The organism is Microbispora sp. H10885 (assembly GCF_014161415.1).
In the GTDB taxonomy this organism is placed as follows: domain Bacteria; phylum Actinomycetota; class Actinomycetes; order Streptosporangiales; family Streptosporangiaceae; genus Microbispora; species Microbispora triticiradicis.
This window is the reverse complement of sequence record NZ_JABBWY010000006.1, coordinates 1-23,984: the sequence shown is the minus strand read 5'-3', so window position 1 is coordinate 23,984 and position 23,984 is coordinate 1. Positions and strand designations below refer to the sequence as shown.

The window sequence follows — 23,984 nt, the reverse complement described above, 5'->3', positions numbered from 1 at the left end:
GACCCCAGGATGCCGGACACGAGCGACCCGGAACACGTCCGCTGCGACGAGGCGGAAACGGTCATCGGCTGCGGCGCGCCGGGCCCCGGCGTGGACGCCGACGCCGACCCGGCGACCTTGCCCTCGCCCACCAGCGCTGACGCTGACCAGACGGTTCCCGACGGCCGCATTGCGCTGGCGGCGGTGGCATGACCCGGGCACGCGACCGCGGGTCGGTCACCCTGTTCACCGCCACGGCTATCTTCCCGCTGATGCTGCTGCTCGCCGCCTTCCTGTGGGACGGCACCGCCAAGCTCCGCGCCGGGCGGGAGGCCTACAACGTGGCCGAGGAGGCGGCCCGCGCCGGCGCCGGACAGGTCGACCGGCGCGCCGCCTACACCGGCGGCCGCTACATCGTCGACCAGGCCGCCGCCCTGCGCGCCGCCCGCACCTACCTCACCGCCACCGGCCACACCGGCAGCGCCACACCCGTCGGTGCCCAGTCCATCCAGGTCCGCGTACGGGTCGTCAAACCCACCCTGTTCCTGGCCCTGATCGGCATCGACGCCATCACCGTGACCGGGACGGCCACCGCCCGCCTCGTCCCCGGCGTGGAAGGAGAACTGCGATGACGAGGTCCCGCCTCCTGGACGGGCTGCGCGCGCTGCTGGCCGCCGCCGTCCTCACCGCGCTCATCGCCGGCGTTCCCCTGGCGCTGCATGCGCTGGCCGGATCCCCCCTGCCCGCCCACCTGCCCGACCTGGGCAAACTCGCCCACACGCTGACCCACCGCGACGACGGCACCCTCTTCCTCACCGTGGTCAAGGACCTCAGCTGGGCGGCATGGGCCGGCTTCGTGGTGAGCACCCTGGTCGAACTCACCTCCCGGGTCGGCGGCCGCGCCGCCCCGCACCTGCCCGGACTCGGCGCCGCCCAATGGCTTGCCGCCCAGCTCATCTCCTCGATCGCGCTCGCCGCCGGGTCACCGGCCGCGTTCGTCATGGCCGCGGTCCCGCCCGCCGCCGTGGTCGCCACCGCCTCCGCCGCACTGGCCGACACCACCCCGGCCGCCGCGGCGGACACCACCCGCGAGGCCACCCGGCTCACCGGCACAGTCCCGCACCCCGCCGCACACCCGGCCACCGCGCACTCTCCCGCCGGGGGCGCCCCCACCGCGACCGGCCACATCCCATCCCGGCTGGTACGGCTCACCCACGCCACCTACCAGGTGCGCCGCGGCGACTGCCTGTGGACCATCGCCGAACGCCACCTCGGCGACGGCGACCGCTACACCGAAATCGCCGACCTCAACATCGGCCGCGTCATGACCGACGGGGCACACTTCACCCACCCCGATGTGATCCGCCCCGGCTGGGTGCTGCGCATGCCCGCCGCCGCGACCGACCTCGACCGGTCACAACCACCCATTTCGGATCGCCACGCCGGCCACCCGAGCGACGCCCCAGACTTCTCTCGCCCACACGACGGCGCCCCCTCCTCACCCCAGCCCCCGGCCAGCCAGGAGTTCTCCAAGGAGGGGGATCGGTCGGCAGCCGCACCAGACGCTGCTCCACCCGCACTCGCCGAGCCGCGCAGCCAGGCGCGTGCATCGGCGCCGGAATCGACCACGATCCTGCTGACCGACGCCGGAACCGCACAGGACAAAGGACCTGGCGCTCCGGTGGCGGCGTTCGCCGGGGGAGTGGCCGTCGGCTCCCTGATCACCCTCGCCCGCCTCCGCCACGCCCAACGCCAAGCCCGCCGTCGCGGCCGCCGCATCCCGCTGCCCACTGACCCCGCCACCCTGCGTACCGAGCAGGAACTGCACCGCCTGGCCGCACTCGACGCCCTCGCCCGCCGAGCCCTTACCCAGCTTGGCGATGTCATCGCCGCCGCCGGCCGCGAGCTGCCGCCCGTGCTCGGCGTCCGCGTCAGCGAGGGCACCGTCGAGCTGCTGCTGGCCCAGCCCGCCGGCACACCACCGGCCCCGTTCAGCCAGGGCCGCACCAAGGCGACCTGGCGCACCGACCTCCAGGGCGCGGCGCAGGCGGACAAGCTGCGGGAGGTGCTGCCCGGGCTGCTCACCACCGGGTACCTCGACGACGGACACGCGCTCCTGGTGAACCTCGAACGCCTGCAAGCCGCCACCGCATCCGGTCCCGCCGACCTGGTCGACCGTTTCCTCGTCACCGCGGCCGCCGAACTCCTCACCGGCGACGGACCCTGGTTCGACGTACTCGCCGTGGGCTTCCCTGAACTACATGCGGCCGGATCCCGCGTGCGCGCCTGCACCGACCTGACCGAAGCACTCGGCCTGCTCGCCGACCGGGCCCGCGACCTGCGCGGACGGTTGGCCACCACCGACGGGCCAGCCGACGTCGCCGACCGGCGCCTGCGCGACCCCGACGGCGACTGGACCCTCACCGTCCTGATCAGCAGGCAAACCCCGTCACCCGAGCAGCTGACCCGGCTGACCGACACCGTCACCGCACTGCCCGGCGGCCTGGCCGCCCTCGTACCCGGGGATGAGGCAGGCGCACCCGCACGGTTCGAGCTGTCGGAAGACGACCAGGGCCCGCTGCTGAACGTCACCCCGCCCGGCCTCGCAGTGCGGCCGCACCTGATGTCCATGGAGACCTACCAACGGCTCGGCGACCTGTTCAGCGTTGCCGCCGGCATTGGCGACGTCGCCGCCGATGCCCCGCCGTACGACACGCATGCCGGTGAGAACCTCCTGCCACTGGCCAGCAGCGCGCCAGCACCAGCGGAACCGGGCAACAGCCCGCACGAGGAGGCCCGGGACGACCCCGGACAGCGAGCGGAGGAAGACGCAGAGCCGGAAACCCGGCGCGAGACGGCGCTGGACACCGTGCAAGTCTCCATCCTCGGCCCCCTGGAGATCACCGGCACCGCCGCCGACCTCCAACCGAAAATGGCCGAACTCGTACTCGCCCTGACCCTGGCCGGGCCGACCGGGCTACGCAACGTCCAGCTCGCCGCGATGATGGGCCCCGACCCCGACACTCCCAAACCCTCCGACCAGCTCCGCCAGCTCATCACCCGAACCCGCGGCAAACTCGGCAAGGCCCCCGATGGGCAGACCCGCATCCACTGCGACTCCGCCTACGTCTACCGCACCCACGCCGTCACCCTGGACTGGACCCGCTTCCAGGAACTCGCCGACCGCGGCGCCAAACGCAACCGCACCGAGGACCTGTGGGACGCGCTCGCCCTGGTCCGGGGGCCGGTGTTGGACGGCTGCTACCACTGGTGGCTGGAAACCCCGCTCATCGAAAACATCCGCGCCGAGATCGTCGACGCCGCCGATTTGCTTGCCGAACTCGAACTCGACGCCGGCCGCCCCGACCGCTCCGCCCGCGCCGCACGGCAGGGACTCGCCTCCGACCCGTACGCCGAACAGCTCTGGCGCGCACTGATGCGCGCCGAGTACGAAGCCGGGAACATCAGCCACGTCCACGAGGCATGGAAAGCCTGCCTCAAGGCCGTCGCCGAAGTCAGCGCCGACGGCGACCCCCACCCCGAAACCACAGCCCTCTACCGTCGACTCACCGCCCGCCGCTCCGCCTGAGCTGGTATCAGGCAGCAGCATGCCCGTTGGGGCCCTCAGTCGAGTTGGTTGAGGGCACCCTGGGCCATCTCAGGTGCCGGTTGATGACCAGGTTGATGTTGGCTTGCTCGCACCTCGACCCGGGAGCATGCAGGAGTCGCAGGGAAAACACGCCTTCGAGTTTCGCTTTCCTGAGCCATTTTCATCCTGATCACGCTGTTAAGGATGGGCGCAGGAGGCGGGGGGTCCGAACAAGTTGGGGGTGAGGCGAGGCTCCCGGTAAGACAGCAGTCGACCAAGATCCGATGCCTCAACCGGAAGCCTCGATGCTGTCTTACCCTGCCGCGATTCCCCTGTCGAACCGCACCCTTGCCCGTCTGGCCGAACTCATCCGCGCCCGCCGCGCCGAACGCCGCCGCCGGTGGGGGCGCCTCAAGCCAGGACAGCAAGCGTTGCTGGTACTGGCTGACCTGCGGAACGGGGACACCTACGCCCCCTGGCGGCTGGCTTCGCCATCGGGACCACCACCGCCTGGAGGTACGTGCGCGAGGCGGTCGACCTGCTCGCCGCCCTGGCCGACGACGTCCAGGCTGCCGCGCTCCGGGCCGCCCGGCTGGCCTACGCCATCGTCGACGGCACGCTCATCCCGATCGACCGCGTCGCCGACCAGAAGCCCTACTACTCGGGCAAGGACAAGCGCCACGGAGTGAACGTCCAGGTCCTCGCCGACCCCGCCGGCCGCCTGGTGTGGGCCTCTCCGGCTCTCCCCGGGGCAGTGCACCACCTGACCGCAGCCGCATGGTGGGCCTGATCGACGCCCTGACCGCCAACGGCGTCATGACCTTCGCCGACAAGGGCTACCAAGGCGCGGGAGGCACGATCCGCACCCCGTTCAAAAGCCACCGGCACCGCCCGCGGCTGTCGCGCGGGCAAAAGGACGTCAACCGCCCCCACCCCCGCTCTCGCCCCGCGACCACGCCCCAGCTCACCGACACAGTGCACGAAACGACATGAAGTGTGCAGAGAAAGACAAGACACTCATGTCCGTTCGCTTGCATGCTGGTTCCAGCGGATCCCGGCAAGCGGTCGAAGCGTAGCGTTACGCAGGATGAAAAAGGCTCCCTGTGTTCGCTCTCATGTCAGGAGGGATGGGGCAGTCTGAGCTGAGTCACTGGCGCGTCGTTGGTGCTGGCCGCTCTTATCACGTGCGCTCGTCTCGTCAAGGGGCTATTGAGTGATGTGATGTAAATCGCAGGAGGCCTACGTTGCCGTCCGCCCTCCGGATTGGAACGTGCCTGGTGAAGCTCGTTATGGGTGACTATGAGAGTTGTCGTCTAGATAACAGTGAGTGATTATCTAGATGTGGGATAGGCATTGACTTGCGGTTGTTGGGCACGCATGATCCTCTTTGGCCTATTTATTTCGCTTTTATAGGGGCGGTCGGCAGTACTGCCGTGCCCTTCCTTTGCGTGCAGAGGAGTGCGCTGTGCTGATTTCGCGTGCGTTCGTGGAACGTCACAGCTTCCGGCGCGGCGTCGCCCTACATAGACGCTCTGGAGCGCGACGGTCGTCCTCCCGTTGTTCGTCTCCGGAGTTGTTCGAGGGGCCCTTCCAGGCCGGCAAGGGGGCGACTGGCCTGGATGAGCATCAAGTCTGGCCGGCGGACGTCCTCATACCGGTGGACCCCCTGGTCGTGCTCGTCCACGCCTTCCTGGGGGCAGGTACCGCCCGCGGACGAGCCGACCAGCCAACCGAACCTGAACTGGCGATACTGACGCTCGGCGAGATCCGGGCGCCTACACGTCCGGCTACTCATCCAGCCCGTCCACAGCATGACCCACCTGTTCCGCTGGGTCGCGCTGGTGACGACGCTACCGAGCCCGCGCCCAATCCAGCCATTACCGGCAGCAAGCTGTTCACGTCAGGAACTACGGCTGGAGCACTAGGCGTGGCCAGAGCAGCCATTGGTCGCGATGCGACAACGATTATCGAGCAGAAACAGCGGATGGATCAGCGCCCATTCGGCATTGTTGGGTAGCGGCGTTCGCGGGGCGCCCGATTGTGTGCACATTTCATTCCGGTCGCGCGGCGAGAGGCAGCCGTAACTAATCCTCAAACACGATCTTCATATCAGGCATCCGTTCAGGCACTCGGCACCGACCGTCACGCTACAAGCGCGCACAGTGCCGGTGTGAACTATGCCAATCCGAGACAATCTCGCCGCAAGGCGCGATCGGGATAAAGATCCAATAAAGATCGCTACAAATAGAAGGGTACCCATGGCTAGGCGATCAAGCCCCTCCTCCACATCCGCTCGAACTCAACGGAGACGGGCGATCTCTGTACTGACCGCTCTAACGATGACCACATCCCTGCTATCCACCCTTCCCGGCGGTACCGCATCAGCCGACCTCCAGCCCACCGCATCTCCGGCGTCCTCCGGCGGCTCTACCCATGATCCACTGGCAGCCGTAAAACAGGAGGCCAAGCGGCAGGGTAAGAGAGTCGAGATCGGACGATTGCGTACGGAGACCTCAACGACCTACGCCAACCCTGACGGCAGAACGCTACGAATGGAGATGCACAGCGCCCCCATCCGCGTCAAGCGCGACGGGGCATGGCAGCCGATTGATACCGGCTTGACCGTGGAAAATGGTGAGGTCAGGCCGCGCGCGACGAAGTCGAACCTCGTTCTGTCCAACGGCGGCAACACCGCACTTCTGACCGACACCCGGAGGCCGGCGAGGGCTGGCGAAAAGACGAGCGAAGCAAGGGTCTCGGCGCTCAAGGCATTACCCACCCCCAAGTTATCAGGCGATCGAGCGGAATACGCCTCCGCTTATGGCCCAGGCGCCGATTTGGTCGTGACCGCGACTGCAACGGGTTTCCGCCAGGGAATTGTGATACGACAGCGGCCAGCCACGCCAACGACGTTTCGCATTCCTCTTGACCCGCCCGCCGGGTTCTCCATCGCTACGACCAGCGCTGGTAAGACTGTCATCTTGCGTGACACTGGCAAGGGCAAGAAGAAGATCGCCGACATCTCGACCAGGCTGATGCTGGACGCGGTGGCTGCGAACGCTGACAGCGCACCCGATGCGGGCCATGTAGGAAGGGCTACGACAAGAGTTGAGACCACTGCCAGTGGTACGGCACTGGTGCTCGTGCCGGACGCCAAGTTTTTGGCCGACCCTGCAGTGGTCTATCCGGTTACGCTGGCCGCGACCGAGTCGGACTGGTGGGAGCCGGAGGAGGACTACACAGTCGACACCTTCGTGAACAATGCCGCGTATACCACTAGCATCGACAACCAGTTCCTGGACAGAATTTTGGTGGGTAAGTCCAACTCCGGCACGGTTCGCTGGCGAAGCTACCTCCGCTTCGAAGACATCCCCCAGGATTCCCCTCTGCGCGGTGGGAAGGTACAGAACGCCGACCTGGTGTTGTGGAATCACCTGTCAAACGACTGCGGGGATTCCGTCGGATCGGGGATCACTGTGCGCCGGATCACGAGCGACTGGTCACCCTACAGCATGACCTGGAACAATCAGCCGTCAGTCACCCCCACGGGTGCCTATACGGAATACGGCGCCTACAGTCCAGACTGCACGTCGTACCAGTGGGCGGCCAAGCAATGGGACCTCGTTTACCGTGTCAATGGTATCGTTCAAAAGTGGTCTGATGGCGAGCCAAATTACGGCTTCCAGCTGACTGCCGGTGACGAGTCTGACTCCACTAACTGGCGGCGCTACCGTACGACCGAGTACGAGATGTGCTACGACGGCACGTCATGCGAGAAGCGCCCTCACCAGCCCCTTCTCTTCGTCGACTTTGAACCTGCCGAACCGCAATACGAGGTCGTTGGTTACTCGTTTGAGGGTCCAGATCCCACGGAACTACCTACCTATGAAGAAGCCCTCGCTCGGCAGGCTACGGACGGTTCTCGTTATGATGGACAGGAACCAGACCCGATAACGCCTGACCAGTTTCGGGAGGGCATGGAGGCCAAGCAGGATGATGCCACCGTTGCGATTGCCGATGAGTTACCGCAAAGCCCTCCAGACCCTGACACCACACCTCCGGCTGTTATAGGGACTGCGCCCACAGCGAACGCAACAGATGTTCCACTCGGCACCGCGGTAGAAGCATCCTTTAACGAATCGGTTAGCGATGCTCAGCTTGTTCTGAAGGATTCGGACGGAAACCCTGTACCCGGTACGGTGACAGCGGACAATACGACCATAGTCGTCACTCCGACTGCACCCCTAATGCAGGCAAGCTCCTACACGGCCGAGGTCAGTGGTGCAGTAGATGCCTTTGGCAACGCGATGACAGGGACGTATACATGGACGTTTACTACAGGCGATGCAAGTTCCACGCCAACCCCGTCTCCCTCCCCAACTCCATCTCCAACCGCAACTGCTGAGGGGTTGGTCGCGGCCTACGGCATGGAGGAGTCCTCGGGAACGACGGTTGGGGACGCTTCTGGCCACAACAACACGGGCACAGCGAGTAACACCGGCTGGGCGAATGGCAAGTACGGTAAGGCGCTGTCGTTCAACGGCTCCTCGAGCTGGGTCACGGTTCAGGACGCCGCGTCGCTGCGCTTTACGACCGGGATGACGCTTTCTGCCTGGGTCAACCCGACCACGGTGACCAACTGGAGAAGCCTGCTCGCCAAGGAACTGAGCACTGAGGGCGTCTCCTACAGCCTGTACGCCTCCAATGGCACAGGTCCAGCCGGCTGGGTGCAAACCGCCCCTGAAGACTTCTCGACGCTCAGTGGGAGTTCCCCGTTGCCGGTGAACGCCTGGAGCCATCTGGCGCTGACCTACGACGGAGCCGCCCTGCGGTTGTTCGTCAACGGCCAGCAGGTCGCCCTGAAAGCTGCGAGCGGAAGCCTCTACGATGACGGCAGCCCGCTGCGGATCGGTGGCAACGATGTCTGGGGCGAGTTCTTCAGCGGCTTGATCGACGAGGTGCGCATCTACAACCGCGCCCAGAGCGCGGCTGAGATTCAGACCGATATGAACACCGCCGTCGACTCCACCAGATCAGGGCCGAATCCCAGTCCGACCCCCAGTCCGACCCCCAGCCCGACGCCCTCGCCGACTCCGCCGGTTTCAGTTCAGGGGCTGGTGGCGGCCTACGGCATGGAGCAGGGCGCAGGCACGGTGGTCGCCGACTCCTCCGGGAAGAACAACACCGGCACGGCCAGGGACACCACCTGGGCCACTCAGGGGAAGTACGGCAAGGCCCTGTCGTTCAACGGCTCCTCGAGTTGGGTCACGATCAACAACGCGTCGTCGCTTCGCCTGTACACCGGCATGACCCTGTCGGCCTGGGTGAAACCCAGCACTGTGACGAACTGGCGCAGCGTGATCATGAAGGAGTTAAGTTCACTGGATGGTGCCTCCTACGCGCTCTACGGATCCAATGGGCAGGGACCAGCCGCATACCTCGTCTCGGAAGACAACTGGCAGGAGTTCGGCGCCTCAACACCACTGCCGACCAACGCATGGAGCCACATCGCCGTCAGCTACGACGGCACGACCGCCCGCCTGTTCGTCAACGGCAGCCAGACAGCCACCGCCGCACTGACCGGCGACCTCTACGACGATGGTGGCCCGCTCCGCATCGGCGGCAACAGCGTATGGGGCGAATACTTCCAAGGCATAATCGACGAGGTTCGCATCTACAACCGCGCCCAAACCGCGGCTGAAATCCAGACCGACATGAACACACCTATCGGGGCTGCCTTCGGTTCTACAGGGCCGGCAGCCGCATCGAGGTTACTCTCAGAGAGCACCATTCCTGCCGTCGCAAAGCTCACAGCATCGAGTGGCAAAATAGCCGATGCTGGTAGGAACTCTGAAATTGAGACACCTAAGTTGTCGGTGTGGATATCAGGATCTGGCGACGAAAAGACCACCGCCGAAGTCGAGATCATTCAGAAGCCCAGTAAAGGCTCCAAGGGGCGCAACCTGATCTGGTCAGGGAACACTGATCAGATTCTCGGCTCGCAAAGAATTGCACAGGTCCCAGCAGAAAAGCTGAAAAACCGGTCAAAGTTGCTATGGCGCGCCCGCCCAGTCGAGGGCACGGTCTACGGCAGCTGGTCCGCATGGCATGACCTGGACATCAAGACCACCGGCGGAAACATAAACAGTGCCTCGCCTGTAACGCGAAGCGCACAGGCGGTGCCGAAGGTGCAGGCAACCGAGGTGCCTGGTGAGCCCTTCAGTTACCAAAGAACCACGGCGACAGAGTGCTCCTCGCAAGGCCGAGGCCTCGCTCATTTCGTCCGCACCTATAACTGGTGCTATACCCGTAGGTACATAACGATTATCTACGATAAGAAGACGAAGGCACCCTATGGTGCGGTCCATTTTCGGGCATCGGTCGTCATACATACGCGCATGGGGAGCAGAAACAGTACGATCCCATTCCGGGATGATACGGCCCAGAATAGTCGCGAAATAAACGTAAAATATCGCATCACCCAAGTTGGCTACGTCGATGCGGTACCCGAGGCGGTGACGATTACCTTAAAAACGTGGCGGAAGGGTTATCCGACCGACAACGCGTGCGAGAAAAAGAATGATACGGAAAAGACCAAAAGCGTGTACGACTGGGCCCTCTATCCAGAATGGAGCCACGAATACTTCGCTGATCCGAATTACGGAAGTAATGTCGGCCTTTACGAAGCCACATGTAAGATCGAGCCGACCGTAATCGTAGACAATCAAGTTGACGATGTAACATACAAACTATTCAAGATCACGCCTTCGGTTCGCTGCGACACCGCATGGTACAACAGTCAGCACCTGGGTGGCTGTATTTTCAAAGACGCCAATCGAGTTCTGAGTTACAACAGAAATAGTGCATCCCACGGAGCGGTCGCGAGGCATATCTGGGACGCGTTCTACAACGTAGCAAATACGGATCCGAAGCTGCAAGGAAAGATGGTTCCAGGCAACTGGTCTGCAACCCTCGGCAGCATTCAGAACAGGCCGATCCATCGCACACGTGATACCGCCATCACCAACGCAACGACTACCCGGGTGAATAGAGTTTGCCGCACGTTGGCAAATCTAGCTAATTCGCAATGCGACGAGTTCCCCTTCAACTCCAGTTACGAAGGTGGCGGTCGACAGTGGAAGACTGGCCTCTTCAACGACAACTACTCGGTACGACGGGTACCTCAGCCAGACAATAGTTCGGCAGGTACGTCTCTGGATTGGTTCTACTGGCGCTACCGTGTCCTGCCGGATGATCCGTTCTGGGTGCTCATTCAATGATGAATAGGTAGCCGCAAGCGTAGTATCATGAGGGTGCCGGGGAGTGGATCCCCCGGCACCCTCATGCTTTGGAAGGGAAGAATCTTATGCGTCTGGACGTCGAGTTCGTCGACCAGGTATGCCTAACCTATGTCGACAACGCAAACATATCTGCTGTGCTTGGCCTCTTCAGCGCCCAACCTCTGATCGAAAGTACGTATGCGCCGCTATCGGATGGTCTGACTGTCGGCGACTGGTCGGAAGACCCTCGGCTCGCCACGATCAACGAGTGGGGAGATGGTGTCCTCGTCGCCGAATCAAACAGCGGCAGTGCAGGTGCGCAGCCGCATATCCTCACCAGAATCGCCAAAGCTGGATACTTGACATTAACAGTATGTTGGCACGGCCGGGGCATACATTACGGCTGGGGTGATCGGCGTAATCTGATCGCTCACGTGCAACAAGGTCGGTTAGCAGTGGCTTTCGATCCCGTGATAGATCAGGAGGAGCGCGTCGGATGGGCCACCGACAGCCTGGATCCATATCTCGCCGACCTATCCTTTGACGGTGACTGGCGAGAGTCTGGGGTGCGCCTGCTGGAGCGGTTAGCACATGCTGAACTTACTCACGAGATTGTTTGGGGCGTCGGCAATGACCCCGCTCAATACTACCTAATTATGCAACCATCGGCGGACCTACAGGAAGACGAATGGTTGCGGTTCCTTAGTCCCTCTTCCTTCAGTGCTTAAAGCCTCGGGGTAGCCGTTAGTGATCGATTGCTCGAGTGGCATGTAGCGTGCGTGCTGTATACGCACGGAAGGGTTGGCTACCCAGCCCATCGCATTACTTCACAGAAGACTAGTTCCCGGAATTGTTCAGCGGCGGCCATAGGCCAACCGGCCGCATCAGGTTGTCGCCGGATGTCGGTGTGCATGAACGAACCTGGGCAGGTCAGCGACATCTCGAGTCAACTAGTCGTGCTGAGGGAGGTGAAGAGCGTGGACCGGATCGTCGCGGCCGGTCACTCGACACGACGCCGCCCCGGTCATAGGCCCACGCGCAGCATCGGGTTGTTCTTCCACTTGTCTCGGTGGCGGATGTACTGCATGACCACGGGGGACTTTTCCGACCAGCGGCCGTGCTGGCAGATTCCGGACATGGTCGCGCCGGCGTCGGCGGCGTCTGTGGCTCCGCCGGCGCGCAGGCCGTGAGCGGAGTAGCGGTCGGCGTGCGGGAGGGCGGCGGCTCGGGCGGCATTTTTGACGACTAGGTTGATCGCCTCGGGGGTCATGCGGATGCCATCCCCGCGCCCGGCCCGCCGTACGGGCACGCCGTCGTCGCCGATCGCGCCCGCGATGCGGCCGTTCTTGTCGATGGCGCGGAACACCGGCCCGCTGGTGATGCCGTGCTCGGCGAGGATCTCCAGCCACGCCGACTCGACCCGCACCGGGCAGGTTCCCGGATGGGAGCCATACGGCAGCGGCACGCTGACGCCGCGGGCGTCGCGGTCGGTCTTCGACATCGGAATGAAGAGCTCCAGGCCTTCCCGCAGGAAGGTCAGGTCCTCGATGTTCAGGTGGTGCAGCTCGATCCGGCGCGTCATCGCCGCGTACCCGACAGTCAGGATGGCCCGATTGCGCTGTCCCGTAGGACCATCCTCCGGCTGGGCCTCGATCATCGCCCGCAGGATCTCGATGGTGATGGGCAGCGAGCGCCGCGGCCGGAATCCGGCCTTCGCCCGCAGCTTGCGGTAAGAACGCAAGGCCTCCCGGATCGGCCGGGTGTTCGGCCGTTCGGCGCCGGTGTCGGTGTGAATGGACAGGATCGCCGAGACGGCCCGGTCGACCGTGGCCGGAGCCCGGCCCAAAGTGGTCAGGTAGGCGATGTAGTTGACGACCGTCGCCGTGGTGGCCGGCAGCGGAGACGCTCCATTGGCGGCACACCAGTCGGAGAACCTGGCCCAGTCGCCGGCGTAGGCCCGGTGCGTGTTCTCCGCGCGAGCCTGCCGCAGCAGTTCCGCTGCCTCGTCGCTGAGGACCTCCTCCACAACGGCGAGGTCCAACGGACGCGGGACGATACGTCCCTCGATCGCCGGGTCTGGGTCCACATCGCCGCGCATGTCCGCAACTACCTCAAGATCCTCGAAACTGATTTCCGATAAGATACATTATCGGAATTCAAAGTTCGTCGAATCAAGAAAGTCATAGACCGTCTTGTACGGCGGGAAGTTATGCGGCGGGTACTCCCAGGCGATCCCGGTCCGGTACACATACAAGATCGCGTTGCTCACAAGCTACCGACAGGGAGACCGCGCTCGAGTCTGCGAACACCCCCGATCTCGTCAGCCCCAGACGGGGCCTAGATATTCAGTGGGGTGCAAATCACATAAGACCATATCGCCCTCGGCCGTGAAACCTGCTGGCACCGGTGAAACGCCGTGACACGGCAATGCTGCGGTTAGTTGCGCTCGGGTGCATTGCCTCGTACGTGCGCACGAATCGCGCGCATGGCAGCGCGCTCGGGCGGGTCTTCGCCCCTGGTCCCGCGGGGGTCTCGCCCCCCGAACCGGGTGCGGGATCGCCTGGCGGGGGCCGGCGGCGGTCGTCAGCGCCTTCCCGGCGACGGAGGGAGAAGGGCGACCTGGTAGCGGTCGCGGTAGGCCACCCGGGAGTCGGGGGCGTTCTTGACGCGGATCACCCGTACGGTGTGACCCGCCTCGCGCAGCTCGGCCCAGTGGGCCCGGCCGTACACGCGCCAGCCCTCCTCGGTGTACCAGAACCGGACCCGGTGGTTGTTCAGCGGCGGCAGGCGCAGCCCGTCCAGCGAGGAGCACGGACCGCCCGACGCCCACGCCCCGCGCAGCCGCGTGCCCGAGGGCCGTTCGCCGCCGTCGCGGGGGATGTCCGCGTCCACCCAGCTCGTGATCGTGTCCGCCAGGATCCGGTAGAGCATGCCGGCACCTCCCGCCCCCAAGGATGGGCCGGATCGTCGGTGGTGACCAGAGGCGGAGCCTCAGGCGGAGTACGGGTACTCGCGGTGGGCCTGGCGCACGCGATCATGGGTGTTGCCGTCTGCCCCCTCTGCCAGCCCGCAGCCGGCCGGTCTTCTTCTTGCCGGGCAGCCAGGCGTCGGCGGTCTCGCGCCCCTTGGTGGCGGCGCCTTCGGTTACGCCAGGCGGGTGATCCCGCGCAACGACCTGCTCATCTCGGTGGCCGGGCTGGGGTCGTGGCCGTCACAGCAACTTGATGCGCCCGCTCAGTTGTCGAAGGCCCATACCGCGGCGGCGATCGGCTCGAGCCCTGCGGCCAGTTCGTCGAGCTCGTCCGCACTGAGCACGTCGTACGCCGGGGCTGCCAGCTCGTCGGTGAGGGCCTCGATCCGCTGCCTGATCTCCCGGCCGGCGTCGGTGAACCCGCCGGCGGCGTCCACGAGGCCGCGGCCGCGCAGCCCGTCGACCACGGCGGTCAGCCGTGCCTTGGGCAGGTGGTGGATCCGGCCGAACTCCTCCGCCCTCATTCCGAGGGAAACAGCCATGAGGACGTGGGCCTCGGTGCCGCCGATGCCGTGGGCGAGAAGGGCGGCGTTGTGGCCGTCCCCGCGGTGCTCCCGCAGCAGCGTCGCCGCGTGCCAGAGCCTGGCCACCGGCTCCTCGGGCACGTCGAGCGCCCGCAGCCCGGCGTACAGTGGTCGGCCCTCGGTCGGCGCGCTGACCGCTGCTCGGGCGGCGAGGTCGGCGGCCCGCACCAGACTGGGCGAGTCGGCGAGCTCTCCGATCATTTGCCGCAGGGCGGCGGTGCTGCCCCGTTCACGCACGGTGATTGCCTCCTGCGGGGTGATCTTTCCCCACACCCAGGGGATGTGGCGTGCCACCTCGCCCTCGGCGAAGTTGTAGAAGACCGCGTGTACCACCGCAGCCGGTGCCGGCCCCAGCGGTGCGGCCCGGCCCGCGAAGTATCCGTCCCAGTAGTTGCGCATGCCCAGGGCCAGGAACGCCTCGTTCGCCACCTCGGAGAAGGTGGAGGTGGCGATCGGCTCGACGAGCTCGAACATGCGGTGGATCTTGGCCTGTGGGTGCTGCTGCATCGGTCGGCATCTCCTTTGGTCGTGACAGCTGATCGTGACAGCTGATCGTGACAGCGCCCTCGTGGACGACCGTTCACCCTGGCTACGAACGACGCGGTCCAGATACGACAACTCCGATCAATTAATGTTTTCTAGCCGGGAGGAACTGCTGCGGACGGTCTACACAAGGTGTGTCGAGGAGACCCTCGCGTCGATGACCGAGGCCATCGAGGAGACCCCGCACGCTGGACGACCGGATCGCGGCCGGCATGGGGGAGTACATCCGCTTCGTCACCGCGGACACACGGCGGGCTCGGATCAGGCATTTGGAGGTGCGCCGAGCGGGGAACGTCCTCAGCGAACTCCGGGGCAGACGCAGGACGAACGCTGCGCCCCGGTCAGGCTCGCTGCGCACCGCCGCGGACCCGCCGTGTGCCTTGGCGAGCTGCCGCACGAGGGCCAGCCCCAGTCCGCTGCCGCCGGTCTGGCGGCCGCGCGATTTCTCGGCCCGCCAGAACCGGTCGAAGACGTACGGCAGGTGCTCGGGCGCGATGCCCGGCCCGGTGTCGGCCACCTCGATCAGCATGTCGCCGTCGCCGTCGGCGTACGCGCGCAGGCTCACCCGCCCGCCGGCCGGCGTGTGGCGGAGCGCGTTGGTGAGCAGGTTGCCGACCGCCTGCCGCAGCCGTACCGGATCGGCGTCCATGTAGGGGCGGCCGGTCACCTCGACGGTCAGCACCGGCCCGGCGGCCCGCGGCGCGGTAGACGGTCGCGATCTGCTCGAGCAGGCCGGCCACGTCGACTGGCTCGGGGTGCAGCCGCAGCTTGCCTGCGTCGGCTAGCGCGAGCTGTGCAGGTCGTCGACGATGTGTTGCAGCACCATGGCCTCCTCGACCAGCGAGGCGGTGAGCGCCGGGTCCAGCTTGGCCACGCCGTCCTGGGTGGCCTCCAGCCAGCCGCGGATGTTGCTCAGCGGCGTGCGCAGCTCGTGCGAGACGTCGCTGACCATCGCCTTGCGCTGCTGCTCCATGCGGTCCAGGTGCTCGGACATCTCGTTGAACGCGGCGCCCAGCTCGCCGACCTCGCCCTTGGCGCGGACCATGACCCGCGCCGAGCCGTCGCCCGCCCGCATCCGCCGGGCCGCGGCGGTCACCGCCCGCATCGGCCGCGTCGGCCGGGTGGCGACGAGCACGCTGACCCCAACCGCCAGGACGAGGATCACCGCGGTGACTCCCACGATGTCGTAGGGGCAGCGTACGGTCCTCCAGCGAGCCGATGTAGATCAGCGCGGCCGGTGCGACGTGCGGCCTCAACTGGGCGCGACGCGCGGTGGCCAGGCACTCGGCGGCCGATGCCGCGGCGGACGGCTTGCCGGTCTCGTCCAGCCACACCTCGACCCGGCTTCCGTGGCACTTGCGGACCAGGGCGGCGAGCTGGATGAGCGCGCGCTTCTCGGTGGTGGTCGGTCCGGGCGCGTTCGGCGAGCACGACGGCGAACCCGGCTGTAACGCCGCGGACGGCACGCTGACGGGCGGACCCGGGTGTTCGGTGTCCGGTGCCGAGGTGGCAGGACCGCCCTCGCGGCGGAGGTAGGGACGGCCGCCGGGCCCGATGGCGACGGTGGCGCGCCAGCCCTCGTGGCGCAGGCACGCCGCCTGCGCGTCGACCTCCGCGCGCAGTCGTGCCCGTTCGGGCCCCGGCAGAAGGAACGGCCCGACCGCGCGCGCGTCGATCCGGTCGGTGGCCGCCCCGGGCACCAGCGAGACGTCGACGGCGAGCGGGTCGACCACGGCCGAGGCGCGCGCAGGCAGCGCCGGCCGGCCGGTCGCCGAGTCCGCGATCAGGGCGCCGGATCTCGCCGGACGTGCTGCGCGCCGCCAGCCACGCGGTCGCCACGATCGAGCACACCGCGATCAGCACCGAGCTGGCGACTGAAGCACCCGGCCCCTGGAGTGTTCGAGCGTGTTGGCGGGTGGTCGTTGGTTGCTCAGGGGCGTGGGGGTTCGGCGGTCGTTGGGTCGAGGCGGGCGAAGTGATCACGGATGAGGGAATGGGGGAAGCGGTAGGAGGCTGAGTCCTTGAGGAGGAGGCCGCGGCGGGTGGCCTCGTCCAGGAGGCGGCGGAGCCGCCAGGGTAGAACGTGGGAGAGGGCGAGGGCCGTGAAGTCGCGGCGGCCTGAGCTCTCGCCCTGCAGGCCGATGGCAATCATGTGCATGTAGTAGGTCACACCGGCCGTGGCCACCAGCAGGATCAGCTCGGGCGGGCCTGCTGAGGCGCCGAGGTGCCCGGTGAGGCCGAGGGTCAGGCCGGCAATCGCGAGGGTGAGGAGGGCGGGGATCCACGGGGCGGAGTGCACGAGGTCGGTGTCGCCGCGGGTGGCGTGGAGGCGGGTGCCGAAGGGCAGGGCGATCACGCAGAGCGGCTGGATCATGGCTCCGAGGACGATGGCGGTGACGCCCGCGCCGTGCGGCGGTGACGCCCACCACAGGAGTAGCGCGTAGACTGCCGCGATGGACCAGATCGCGCCCAGGAGGAACGGGACGTCGCCCTCGCTGGTCCCTGCCAGGAGGATCCAGGCGGTCGCCCCTGCCAGGATGGTTGCGGCGACAGCGAGGTAGACCCCATCCGGCAGGGAGTCCAGGGATCGGGAGATGACGAGCACGGCACCGCACAGCGCCGCTACGAGCAGCAGTGCGAGCAGGTGCGCCGCCCACCAGCGCAGCCGGACGGCGAGGGGCGGGCGCGGGGCTCTGGGGACGCTCGAGCTGCGGCTGCTGAGCGACAGCGACATGATGACGCCGCCGATGGCCAGGCCCGAGATCCCCAACCGGATGCCGAGCACCGTCGCAAACAGCACGCCGACGGCTCCGCCGATCCACGGTTGGACGGTGTTCTGGCAGTAGAAGCGGTCGACCGAGCCGAACAGGTGGCTCCAGCCCTGGCCCACGTCCACTCGGACCCGCAGCGGGGTGCGCCGCAACGGGAGCACACCCGCCTGGTTTGAGACGGCGGCGACGGCAGCGAGCACCCGGACGGTCGTCGTGTCGTCGTGGCGGGCGGGGCCGCCGCGTAAAGGACGCGCCAGCATCCGGGCGACATAGTGGTCGAAAAGACTCGTACGGCGCTGGGTCGTCGTCCCGACGAGCGCGCGGCCCCGGGTCTGGAAGGCGAGCGTCATGAGGTTGAGCCAGAGCGGGGCGGTCATCAACTCACGGAGCGTCGGGTCGTCGGTGACGGCAACGCGTAAAGCGGCGGAGGTGGGGTCTGCGAGGTAGCGATCGATCTGGTCGTCGGTGAGCGGGCGGATCTCGACGGCGCCGCGTAGGTGGAGGAGCGGGAGGGCGGCGTAGTCCTTGGTGCGGCAGGTGACGGCCGTCCGCAGACGGGGGTAGAGCTTTTGGAGGGCGTTGAGGCGGGCGACGCAGGCCGCGCGCCGGGCGGTGGGCAACTCGTCGAGGCCGTCGAACAGCAGTACGAGGCGGTCGTCTTCGAGGCAGGCGCGACCCAGGTCGCGGCCGAAGTGATAGTCGACCTCGATCCGCTCGGTGATCCAGCGGGTGAACGCGGTGTCGGCGTCACGGGCGGGCTCCGGCCAAGAGTTCAGCTCGATGATCACCGGGACAGGGCCATCGCCGTCGAGTAGGGCTGAGGCGAGGTCGAGCAGGAGCGTCGACTTGCCCGCGCCGGGTTCGCCGAGGATCAGCAGCGACTCATCAGCCAGCGCGAACGCCTCCACGATGGTCGCTCCCGGTGCGAGGTCCCAGCCGTCCGGGTCGCCCGCGTAAGCCGCGAGCGGCGCAACGACGGCAGTGCCGCGCCTGTCGAGCTCCAGCTCGGCCCGGCCCATCACCCCCAGCGACTGCCCCAGCCGCCGATCGACATGGGCCCTGACCCCAGCGACCAGCCGGTCGCGATCGCCTGGGCGTGACGCGATCCGGCGCGCCGCCAGCCGCACGGGCACGTTGACCGCCGCCGAAACGGCCACCGTCCCGAACACTGCGATCGCCACCCAAGCCAGCCAGGGCCGGCCGGCGAGGAAACCCGGGATGCCCGCGGTCGCGTAGTTGGTCGCCACAGGTAGCAGGACGATCACACAGACAGCCGAGACGATACCCGTGATGGTGCGCCTCACCCGTGACCTCCCTTCCGGTGACGGTTATCCGTCTCCGGCACGCTCGCGGAGCATTCTTGGTGCATGGACGCTGGTCATCCGGAAGCAGGTAACACAAACTTGCATTATCCGTCACATGGACTGCCATCGGGCAGCGTTCGCCCAGCTCGGCATCCGTCGCGGCCGCCGCCACCTGGGGCCGGCACCTGTCCGCGCTGGTCTCCTTCACCACCTGGGCCCAGCGCCAGGACCTGCCGGCCACCAACCCGGCCCGGCGGCTGGAGCGGCGCAAGAGCGCCCGGCGCGGTGACCGCGCCCTCCCGGCCGCGCGGCTGAACAAGCTGTTCACCGACCCCGCGCACGCCCTGCGCGAACGGGTGCTGTGGCGGCTCCTGTACGACACGGCCGCCCGCGCCGAGGAAATCAACGTCGAGGACCTCGACCTGGAGTTCCGCCGTGCCCGGGTCGTCTCCAAGGGCGGCGCCATCGAGTACGTGCACTGGGCGGGACGTTGCACCAGCTCCGGCACAGCGCGTTGCAGCATCTTCGCGCAGGCCGGGCGGACCGCCCCGGAGTTGCAGGCCAAGAGCCGCCACCAGCACCTGGCCAGCCTCGGCCGGTACGTTCGCCTGGGCGAGGAGACCTCCGCGCGCATCACCGCCGAAGCCGACCCCGCCCAGCGCCGCCGTCCCCGCTGACCTTCCCACGCGCTGGAGCGAGCGAGATCAGGAGGACTCCCGCACCAGCAGCACCTGATCATCGTCAGCGTCAGGCTCGACCCGGTACCCGGCCTTGCGCAGGTCGTCGGAGTGCCGGGCGAGCTCCTCCCGCGCGGACGCCGCGGTGTCATCGGCGCACGCGACCTGGAAGGGCCCTCCATCACCGCCGCCCTCAACGACGAATCCGCCGTGGCGCTCGCTGAACTCCCGACGCCCCGCCTCGCGCAGCACCGTCCGGATGACCTCGGTGTCCAGGTCCCGCGCCGTCCACAACGGGCGACCGCCCGCGCCGTACCCGAACTCCGGCTTGTCGTCGCTTATGGTCAACACCGTAAGCGAATCGAGCCCTGGCCATGAGATCCGTATCAATACAGGTCACAGGCTACTTCGTGGGAAATTTCTTCATTGCTATTGGGAGCCCTACCAGGAGGACGCGGCCGACAGGCGGCAGGCCCGGGTGGCGTCGGCCGGCCCGGCATCACGCAGCGCGGCGGCGTACAGGTCGGCCTCGGACGGATCGGCGTCGGCCGGTCTTGGGGCCCTCCATCAGGTCGATGCGAGCATGTGAAAGGGCCCGAGCCGTACGGCCCGAGCCCCTTGAGGCCCTCCGCGCGGGTCCGCGTCGGGCCGCCCGGGGAGCAGTGCGAGTGGTCTCTGAAAGGTGGTCAGCGGACATCGACGAGTGCTTGCTGTAGTCGTTGGCGACGTTACAGCCTGAAACGTAGACACCAGTTGGGACGTTGGTCGTGGAGGGGTACAGGCACATGTTGGTTGATCTCTGCTGCGACCTCGGGTCCTATGTGGGCGGTGCCTGCTTTGAGGTGGACTGGTGTGGCTCGACTGCCCGGGTGTGCCTCATGGACGCCGACGATTACCGGGCCGATGTCGACGTTGACTCCTACCAGTACTACGGCGGCTTCTACGACGTCAGCCCCCTCGTACTGGAGACGCCCTACAGTTGCCGCTTGGTCCACTTCGAGGCTGCCCTGGTCTTCTCGGCGCACGCAGCAGCGGCTGCAGCCGCGCCCACTGCGCATCGGTCAGGTCAAACCGCCTCGTCACCGCTAAGGTGGCCAACGAGGTCTCCGGTGTCCAGGTTCTTCTTGGTCGATGAACCCTCTACCGGAGCCCTCACTGCTTGTCCGGGCACGGCACGTCGCCAGATAGCGGACTTCGAAACAGGTCCTAACAGCTTCCTCGTCATATCAGTTTGGGCGAGATATCAGCACGTCGTGCAGCGCGGCTTCGTCGGCCTCCAAGGCGGCGAATGCGGGGGAGCCGTAGCAGGCGTCGCGTGGACGGGTCGTGGGATGCGAGGCGGCGGCGTCTAACGTTCTTGTCGGACCCTTTCGGCACGATGGCCGCATGACTGAAGCACCCCCGATCGACGCGATCCCCGACGAGACCGCCTATGCCGAGGCGGTCCAGCTGGCGGCCGACGCGGCCGCGGCCTACTACGGTGACGGCACCTCCCCGCTGGACGACGACGCCTACGACCGGCTCGTCCGGGGCATCGCCGCCTATGAGAAGGCCCACCCCGGCCAGGTGCTGGAGGACTCGCCGACGGGCAAGGTCGCCGGAGTCGTGGGTGATGTCCCGCACACCGTGCCCATGCTCAGCCTGGACAACGTGTTCGGGCCCGAGGAGCTGGCCGGCTGGGCCGCCTCGCTGGAGCGCCGGCTCGGCCGCCCGGTGACCGCGTGGTCCGTGGAGCCGAAGTTGGACGGGCTGGCGGTCGCCGCCCGCTACCGTCACGGCCGTCTCGTCCAGTTGGTCACCCGCGGCGACGGGAGCGCGGGCGAGGACGTCTCACACGCGATCGGCACGATCGTCGGCCTCCCCGGGCGGCTCGCCGACCCGGTCACCGTGGAGCTGCGTGGCGAGGTGATGATGACCGCCCGGCAGTTCGAGGAGGCGTGTGCGAAACGGCAGGCGCATGACGGGACCACGTTCGCGAACCCGCGCAGCGCCGCCGCGGGCACGCTGAGGGCGCAGGACCGGCCGTACGTGTGCGAGCTGACGTTCTTCGGGTACGGCGCGCTGCCGCTGCCCGACGACACCTCCGGGCTCGCCACGCGGCTCCGGGAGTGGCCGCACAGCCAGGTGATGGACTGGGTCGCCGGGCAGGGTGTGCAGACCACGGCCGGCACTGCGGTCGCCGGGATCGTCGCGACGACTGTGGAGCAGGTGCAGCGGCGGGTCGAGGAGATCGCGGCCGCGCGGCCGGAGCTGCCGTTCGGGATCGACGGCATCGTGATCAAGGCGGATGACGCGGCGGATCAGGCGCAGGCCGGATTCGGCTCCCGGGCACCGCGGTGGGCGATCGCCTACAAGCTGCCCGCCGTGCAGAAGATCACGAAGCTGCTCACGGTGGAGTGGAACACCGGCCGGACCGGGGTGATCGCCCCGCGGGCGGTTCTGGAGCCGGTCGAGCTGGACGGCTCCGTGGTGACGTTCGCCACGCTGCACAATCCCTCCGACATCACGCGCCGCGGGCTGATGCTGGGGGACAGCGTCGTCGTCTACAAGGCCGGCGACGTGATCCCGAGGGTGGAGTCACCGGTGGTGCACCTGCGCACCGGCGACGAGCGGCCCATCGTGTTCCCGGAGGTGTGCCCGACCTGCGACGGTGAGATCGACACCTCCCAGGAGCGGTGGAGGTGCGTGCGAGGCCGGAACTGCCGCGCGATCGCCTCGATCCGGTACGCGGTCGGCCGCGACCAGCTGGACGTGGAAGGGCTGGCCGACAACCGCGTCCAGCAGATGCTGGACGCCGGGCTGATCGCCGACTTCGGCGACCTGTTCTTCCTCACCCGTGAGCAGCTGCTGGGCCTGGAGCGGATGGGGGAGGTGTCCACCGACAACCTCCTGGCCGCCATCGGCAGGGCCAGGACCAGACCGCTGAGCCGGGTGTTCTGCGCGCTCGGCGTCCGGGGGACGGGGCGCTCGATGAGCCGTCGCATCGCCCGGCACTTCGGCACGATGGAGGCCGTTCGTGCGGCCGACGCCGAGGGGTTGCAGAAGGTGGACGGCATCGGCCCGGAGAAGGCGTCCGTGATCGTCGCCGACCTGGCCGAGCTGTCCGACCTCATCGACAAGCTCGTCCGGGCCGGGGTGAACATGGCCGAGCCCGATGCGGCGGCGCCCGCCGGTGACCAGGGCGGCATGACCACCCCGGCGTCGGGTGAGGACGAGCCGGGCGCTCTGCCACTGACCGGGATGACGGTCGTGGTCACGGGCGCGATGAGCGGACAGCTGGCGGCGCTGTCTCGCAACCAGATGAACGAGCTCGTCGAGCGGGCTGGAGGCCGGGCGTCCTCCAGCGTCTCGGCGAAGACCTCGCTGGTCGTCGCAGGAGACAACGCGGGGTCCAAGCGGGCGAAGGCCGAGTCCCTCGGTGTGCGGATCGCTTCCCCCGAGGAGTTCGCCGAGATGGTCGCGCAGCTGTTGTAGGCGACCCCGTTCGTCCGTCGGCGCCCCGGGGCTCGAGCTGGGATCACCGTGCGGTTGTCGCATGTCGGCGCCGCCGTACCACTGACCGGGCCCTTCGCTCGCGGCCCGGAAACATTACATCCACAGATAGTTGATCTTCGGCACGCCTTGGACTGGCAGGTGATCACTTAGCGCCATCACGGGACAGAACCCGTGCACTGGACAGACCTGGGCGCACCTGCTGTACCCATCAAAGTGTCTTTACGGCCAGAGCGTGGGCCTGACGAATGGCGTGCTCAAGCACAACCTGCTGGTTGGCCAGATCGTCAGACAGTGGGAGCACGACGAGGCGGACCTCGATGAGGTAAGCACTGTGACGAGCAAGGGCGACCCACGTAGTCGGATTGGACCCTGACTCGTCCACCAGGCGGTAGGCCACGGCCTGTTCACTCGGCGGATGGGACAACGCGGTGCGCTGATATCGCGCGGTCCATGTGGTTCGTCCGTCACTGAGTCGCAGGGTGTGGCATCCCGCAGGCGGACCGGCGGACAGGTGGCGCAGGGTGGAGTCGGAGGCGTACACGATCGCCTCGCTCAGGATCGGCCCTCCGAATGCGCCTTTCGTCGTGTCGACCAGGAAAGCACCGCCAAGAATGCCGTCGAGCCCCTCATGGAGCGAGTCGGTGACGCTCCAGATGCCCTGCGTTGTCAACGGACTCCCGATAGTGACCCCCAGCGGTTCCGGGAACTTTAACCCCCCGGGGTTGGCTCAGTCGCGGTTGGCGCGGTTCTCCTTGGCCAGCAGCTCGCGGCGTTGGCGGGTGCGGTAGGAG

General features: G+C 67.1%; 16 protein-coding genes and 1 pseudogene. 8 read left to right on the top strand and 9 right to left on the bottom strand.

Annotated features, from left to right (window positions below; genetic code table 11):
- The first annotated feature begins 9 nt into the window (after positions 1-9).
- The 6 genes and pseudogenes from HHX37_RS16895 to HHX37_RS16870 all read left to right on the top strand — a co-directional run bounded on the left by HHX37_RS16895 (position 10) and on the right by HHX37_RS16870 (position 11,576).
- Entirely contained in the window at positions 10-192 is a 183-nt protein-coding gene (locus HHX37_RS16895; RefSeq protein WP_182886014.1) for a hypothetical protein, read from the top strand.
- On the top strand, positions 189-611 hold the full coding sequence (locus HHX37_RS16890; RefSeq protein ID WP_182886013.1) for a pilus assembly protein TadG-related protein: 423 nt from the start codon (positions 189-191) through the stop codon (positions 609-611). The genes HHX37_RS16895 and HHX37_RS16890 overlap by 4 nt, the downstream gene beginning before the upstream one ends.
- Positions 608-3,568: a BTAD domain-containing putative transcriptional regulator gene (locus tag HHX37_RS16885; protein WP_182886012.1), complete on the top strand. Its 2,961-nt coding sequence runs from the start codon at positions 608-610 to the stop codon at positions 3,566-3,568. The genes HHX37_RS16890 and HHX37_RS16885 overlap by 4 nt, the downstream gene beginning before the upstream one ends.
- 305 nt (positions 3,569-3,873) lie before the next feature.
- Positions 3,874-4,513: pseudogene (locus HHX37_RS16880) on the top strand (transposase family protein); the annotation flags it as partial.
- A gap of 1,394 nt (positions 4,514-5,907) precedes the next feature.
- Positions 5,908-10,848 (top strand): LamG-like jellyroll fold domain-containing protein, encoded by a 4,941-nt coding sequence (locus HHX37_RS37745; protein WP_182886011.1) that lies wholly within the window; start codon positions 5,908-5,910, stop codon positions 10,846-10,848.
- Between the two features lie 86 nt (positions 10,849-10,934).
- Positions 10,935-11,576 (top strand): hypothetical protein, encoded by a 642-nt coding sequence (locus tag HHX37_RS16870; RefSeq protein ID WP_182886010.1) that lies wholly within the window; start codon positions 10,935-10,937, stop codon positions 11,574-11,576.
- Between the two features lie 296 nt (positions 11,577-11,872).
- On the opposite strand, the gene HHX37_RS16865 is transcribed toward HHX37_RS16870, so the two are convergent.
- The 7 genes from HHX37_RS16865 to HHX37_RS16840 all read right to left on the bottom strand — a co-directional run bounded on the left by HHX37_RS16865 (position 11,873) and on the right by HHX37_RS16840 (position 18,982).
- A complete protein-coding gene (locus tag HHX37_RS16865) occupies positions 11,873-12,889 on the bottom strand; it encodes an integrase (RefSeq protein WP_182886009.1) in 1,017 nt (338 codons plus the stop codon).
- 105 nt (positions 12,890-12,994) lie between these two features.
- Entirely contained in the window at positions 12,995-13,117 is a 123-nt protein-coding gene (locus tag HHX37_RS38230; protein ID WP_220499012.1) for a transposase, read from the bottom strand.
- Positions 13,118-13,431: 314 nt separating this feature from the next.
- Positions 13,432-13,779, bottom strand: a complete 348-nt coding sequence (locus HHX37_RS16855; RefSeq protein WP_182886008.1) for a hypothetical protein — start codon at positions 13,777-13,779, stop codon at positions 13,432-13,434.
- 303 nt (positions 13,780-14,082) lie between these two features.
- Positions 14,083-14,910 carry a MarR family winged helix-turn-helix transcriptional regulator gene (locus HHX37_RS16850; protein ID WP_220502936.1) on the bottom strand — a complete coding sequence of 276 codons (828 nt, stop codon included), beginning with the start codon at positions 14,908-14,910 and terminating at the stop codon, positions 14,083-14,085.
- A 121-nt stretch (positions 14,911-15,031) separates the two neighbouring features.
- Positions 15,032-15,628: an ATP-binding protein gene (locus HHX37_RS37740; protein ID WP_310740405.1), complete on the bottom strand. Its 597-nt coding sequence runs from the start codon at positions 15,626-15,628 to the stop codon at positions 15,032-15,034.
- Positions 15,629-15,727: 99 nt separating this feature from the next.
- The gene (locus tag HHX37_RS37735; protein ID WP_310740404.1) at positions 15,728-16,111 is read right to left on the bottom strand and encodes a histidine kinase dimerization/phospho-acceptor domain-containing protein; all 384 of its coding nucleotides are present in this window, start codon (positions 16,109-16,111) and stop codon (positions 15,728-15,730) included.
- A gap of 765 nt (positions 16,112-16,876) precedes the next feature.
- Positions 16,877-18,982 (bottom strand): NACHT domain-containing protein, encoded by a 2,106-nt coding sequence (locus tag HHX37_RS16840; RefSeq protein ID WP_182886007.1) that lies wholly within the window; start codon positions 18,980-18,982, stop codon positions 16,877-16,879.
- 395 nt (positions 18,983-19,377) lie between these two features.
- On the opposite strand from HHX37_RS16840, the gene HHX37_RS16835 reads away from it, so the two are divergent.
- Entirely contained in the window at positions 19,378-19,698 is a 321-nt protein-coding gene (locus tag HHX37_RS16835; protein WP_182886006.1) for a hypothetical protein, read from the top strand.
- A 27-nt stretch (positions 19,699-19,725) separates the two neighbouring features.
- Here HHX37_RS16835 and HHX37_RS16830 read toward each other — a convergent pair whose 3' ends face one another.
- The gene (locus tag HHX37_RS16830; RefSeq protein ID WP_182886005.1) at positions 19,726-20,046 is read right to left on the bottom strand and encodes a hypothetical protein; all 321 of its coding nucleotides are present in this window, start codon (positions 20,044-20,046) and stop codon (positions 19,726-19,728) included.
- A 1,038-nt stretch (positions 20,047-21,084) separates the two neighbouring features.
- Here HHX37_RS16830 and ligA point away from each other — a divergent pair.
- The gene (gene ligA, locus HHX37_RS16820) at positions 21,085-23,172 is read left to right on the top strand and encodes an NAD-dependent DNA ligase LigA (protein ID WP_182886004.1); all 2,088 of its coding nucleotides are present in this window, start codon (positions 21,085-21,087) and stop codon (positions 23,170-23,172) included.
- A 229-nt stretch (positions 23,173-23,401) separates the two neighbouring features.
- Here the strand turns inward: ligA and HHX37_RS16815 are convergent, their stop codons facing one another.
- Positions 23,402-23,863: a hypothetical protein gene (locus tag HHX37_RS16815; RefSeq protein ID WP_182886003.1), complete on the bottom strand. Its 462-nt coding sequence runs from the start codon at positions 23,861-23,863 to the stop codon at positions 23,402-23,404.
- Positions 23,864-23,984 lie beyond the last annotated feature (121 nt).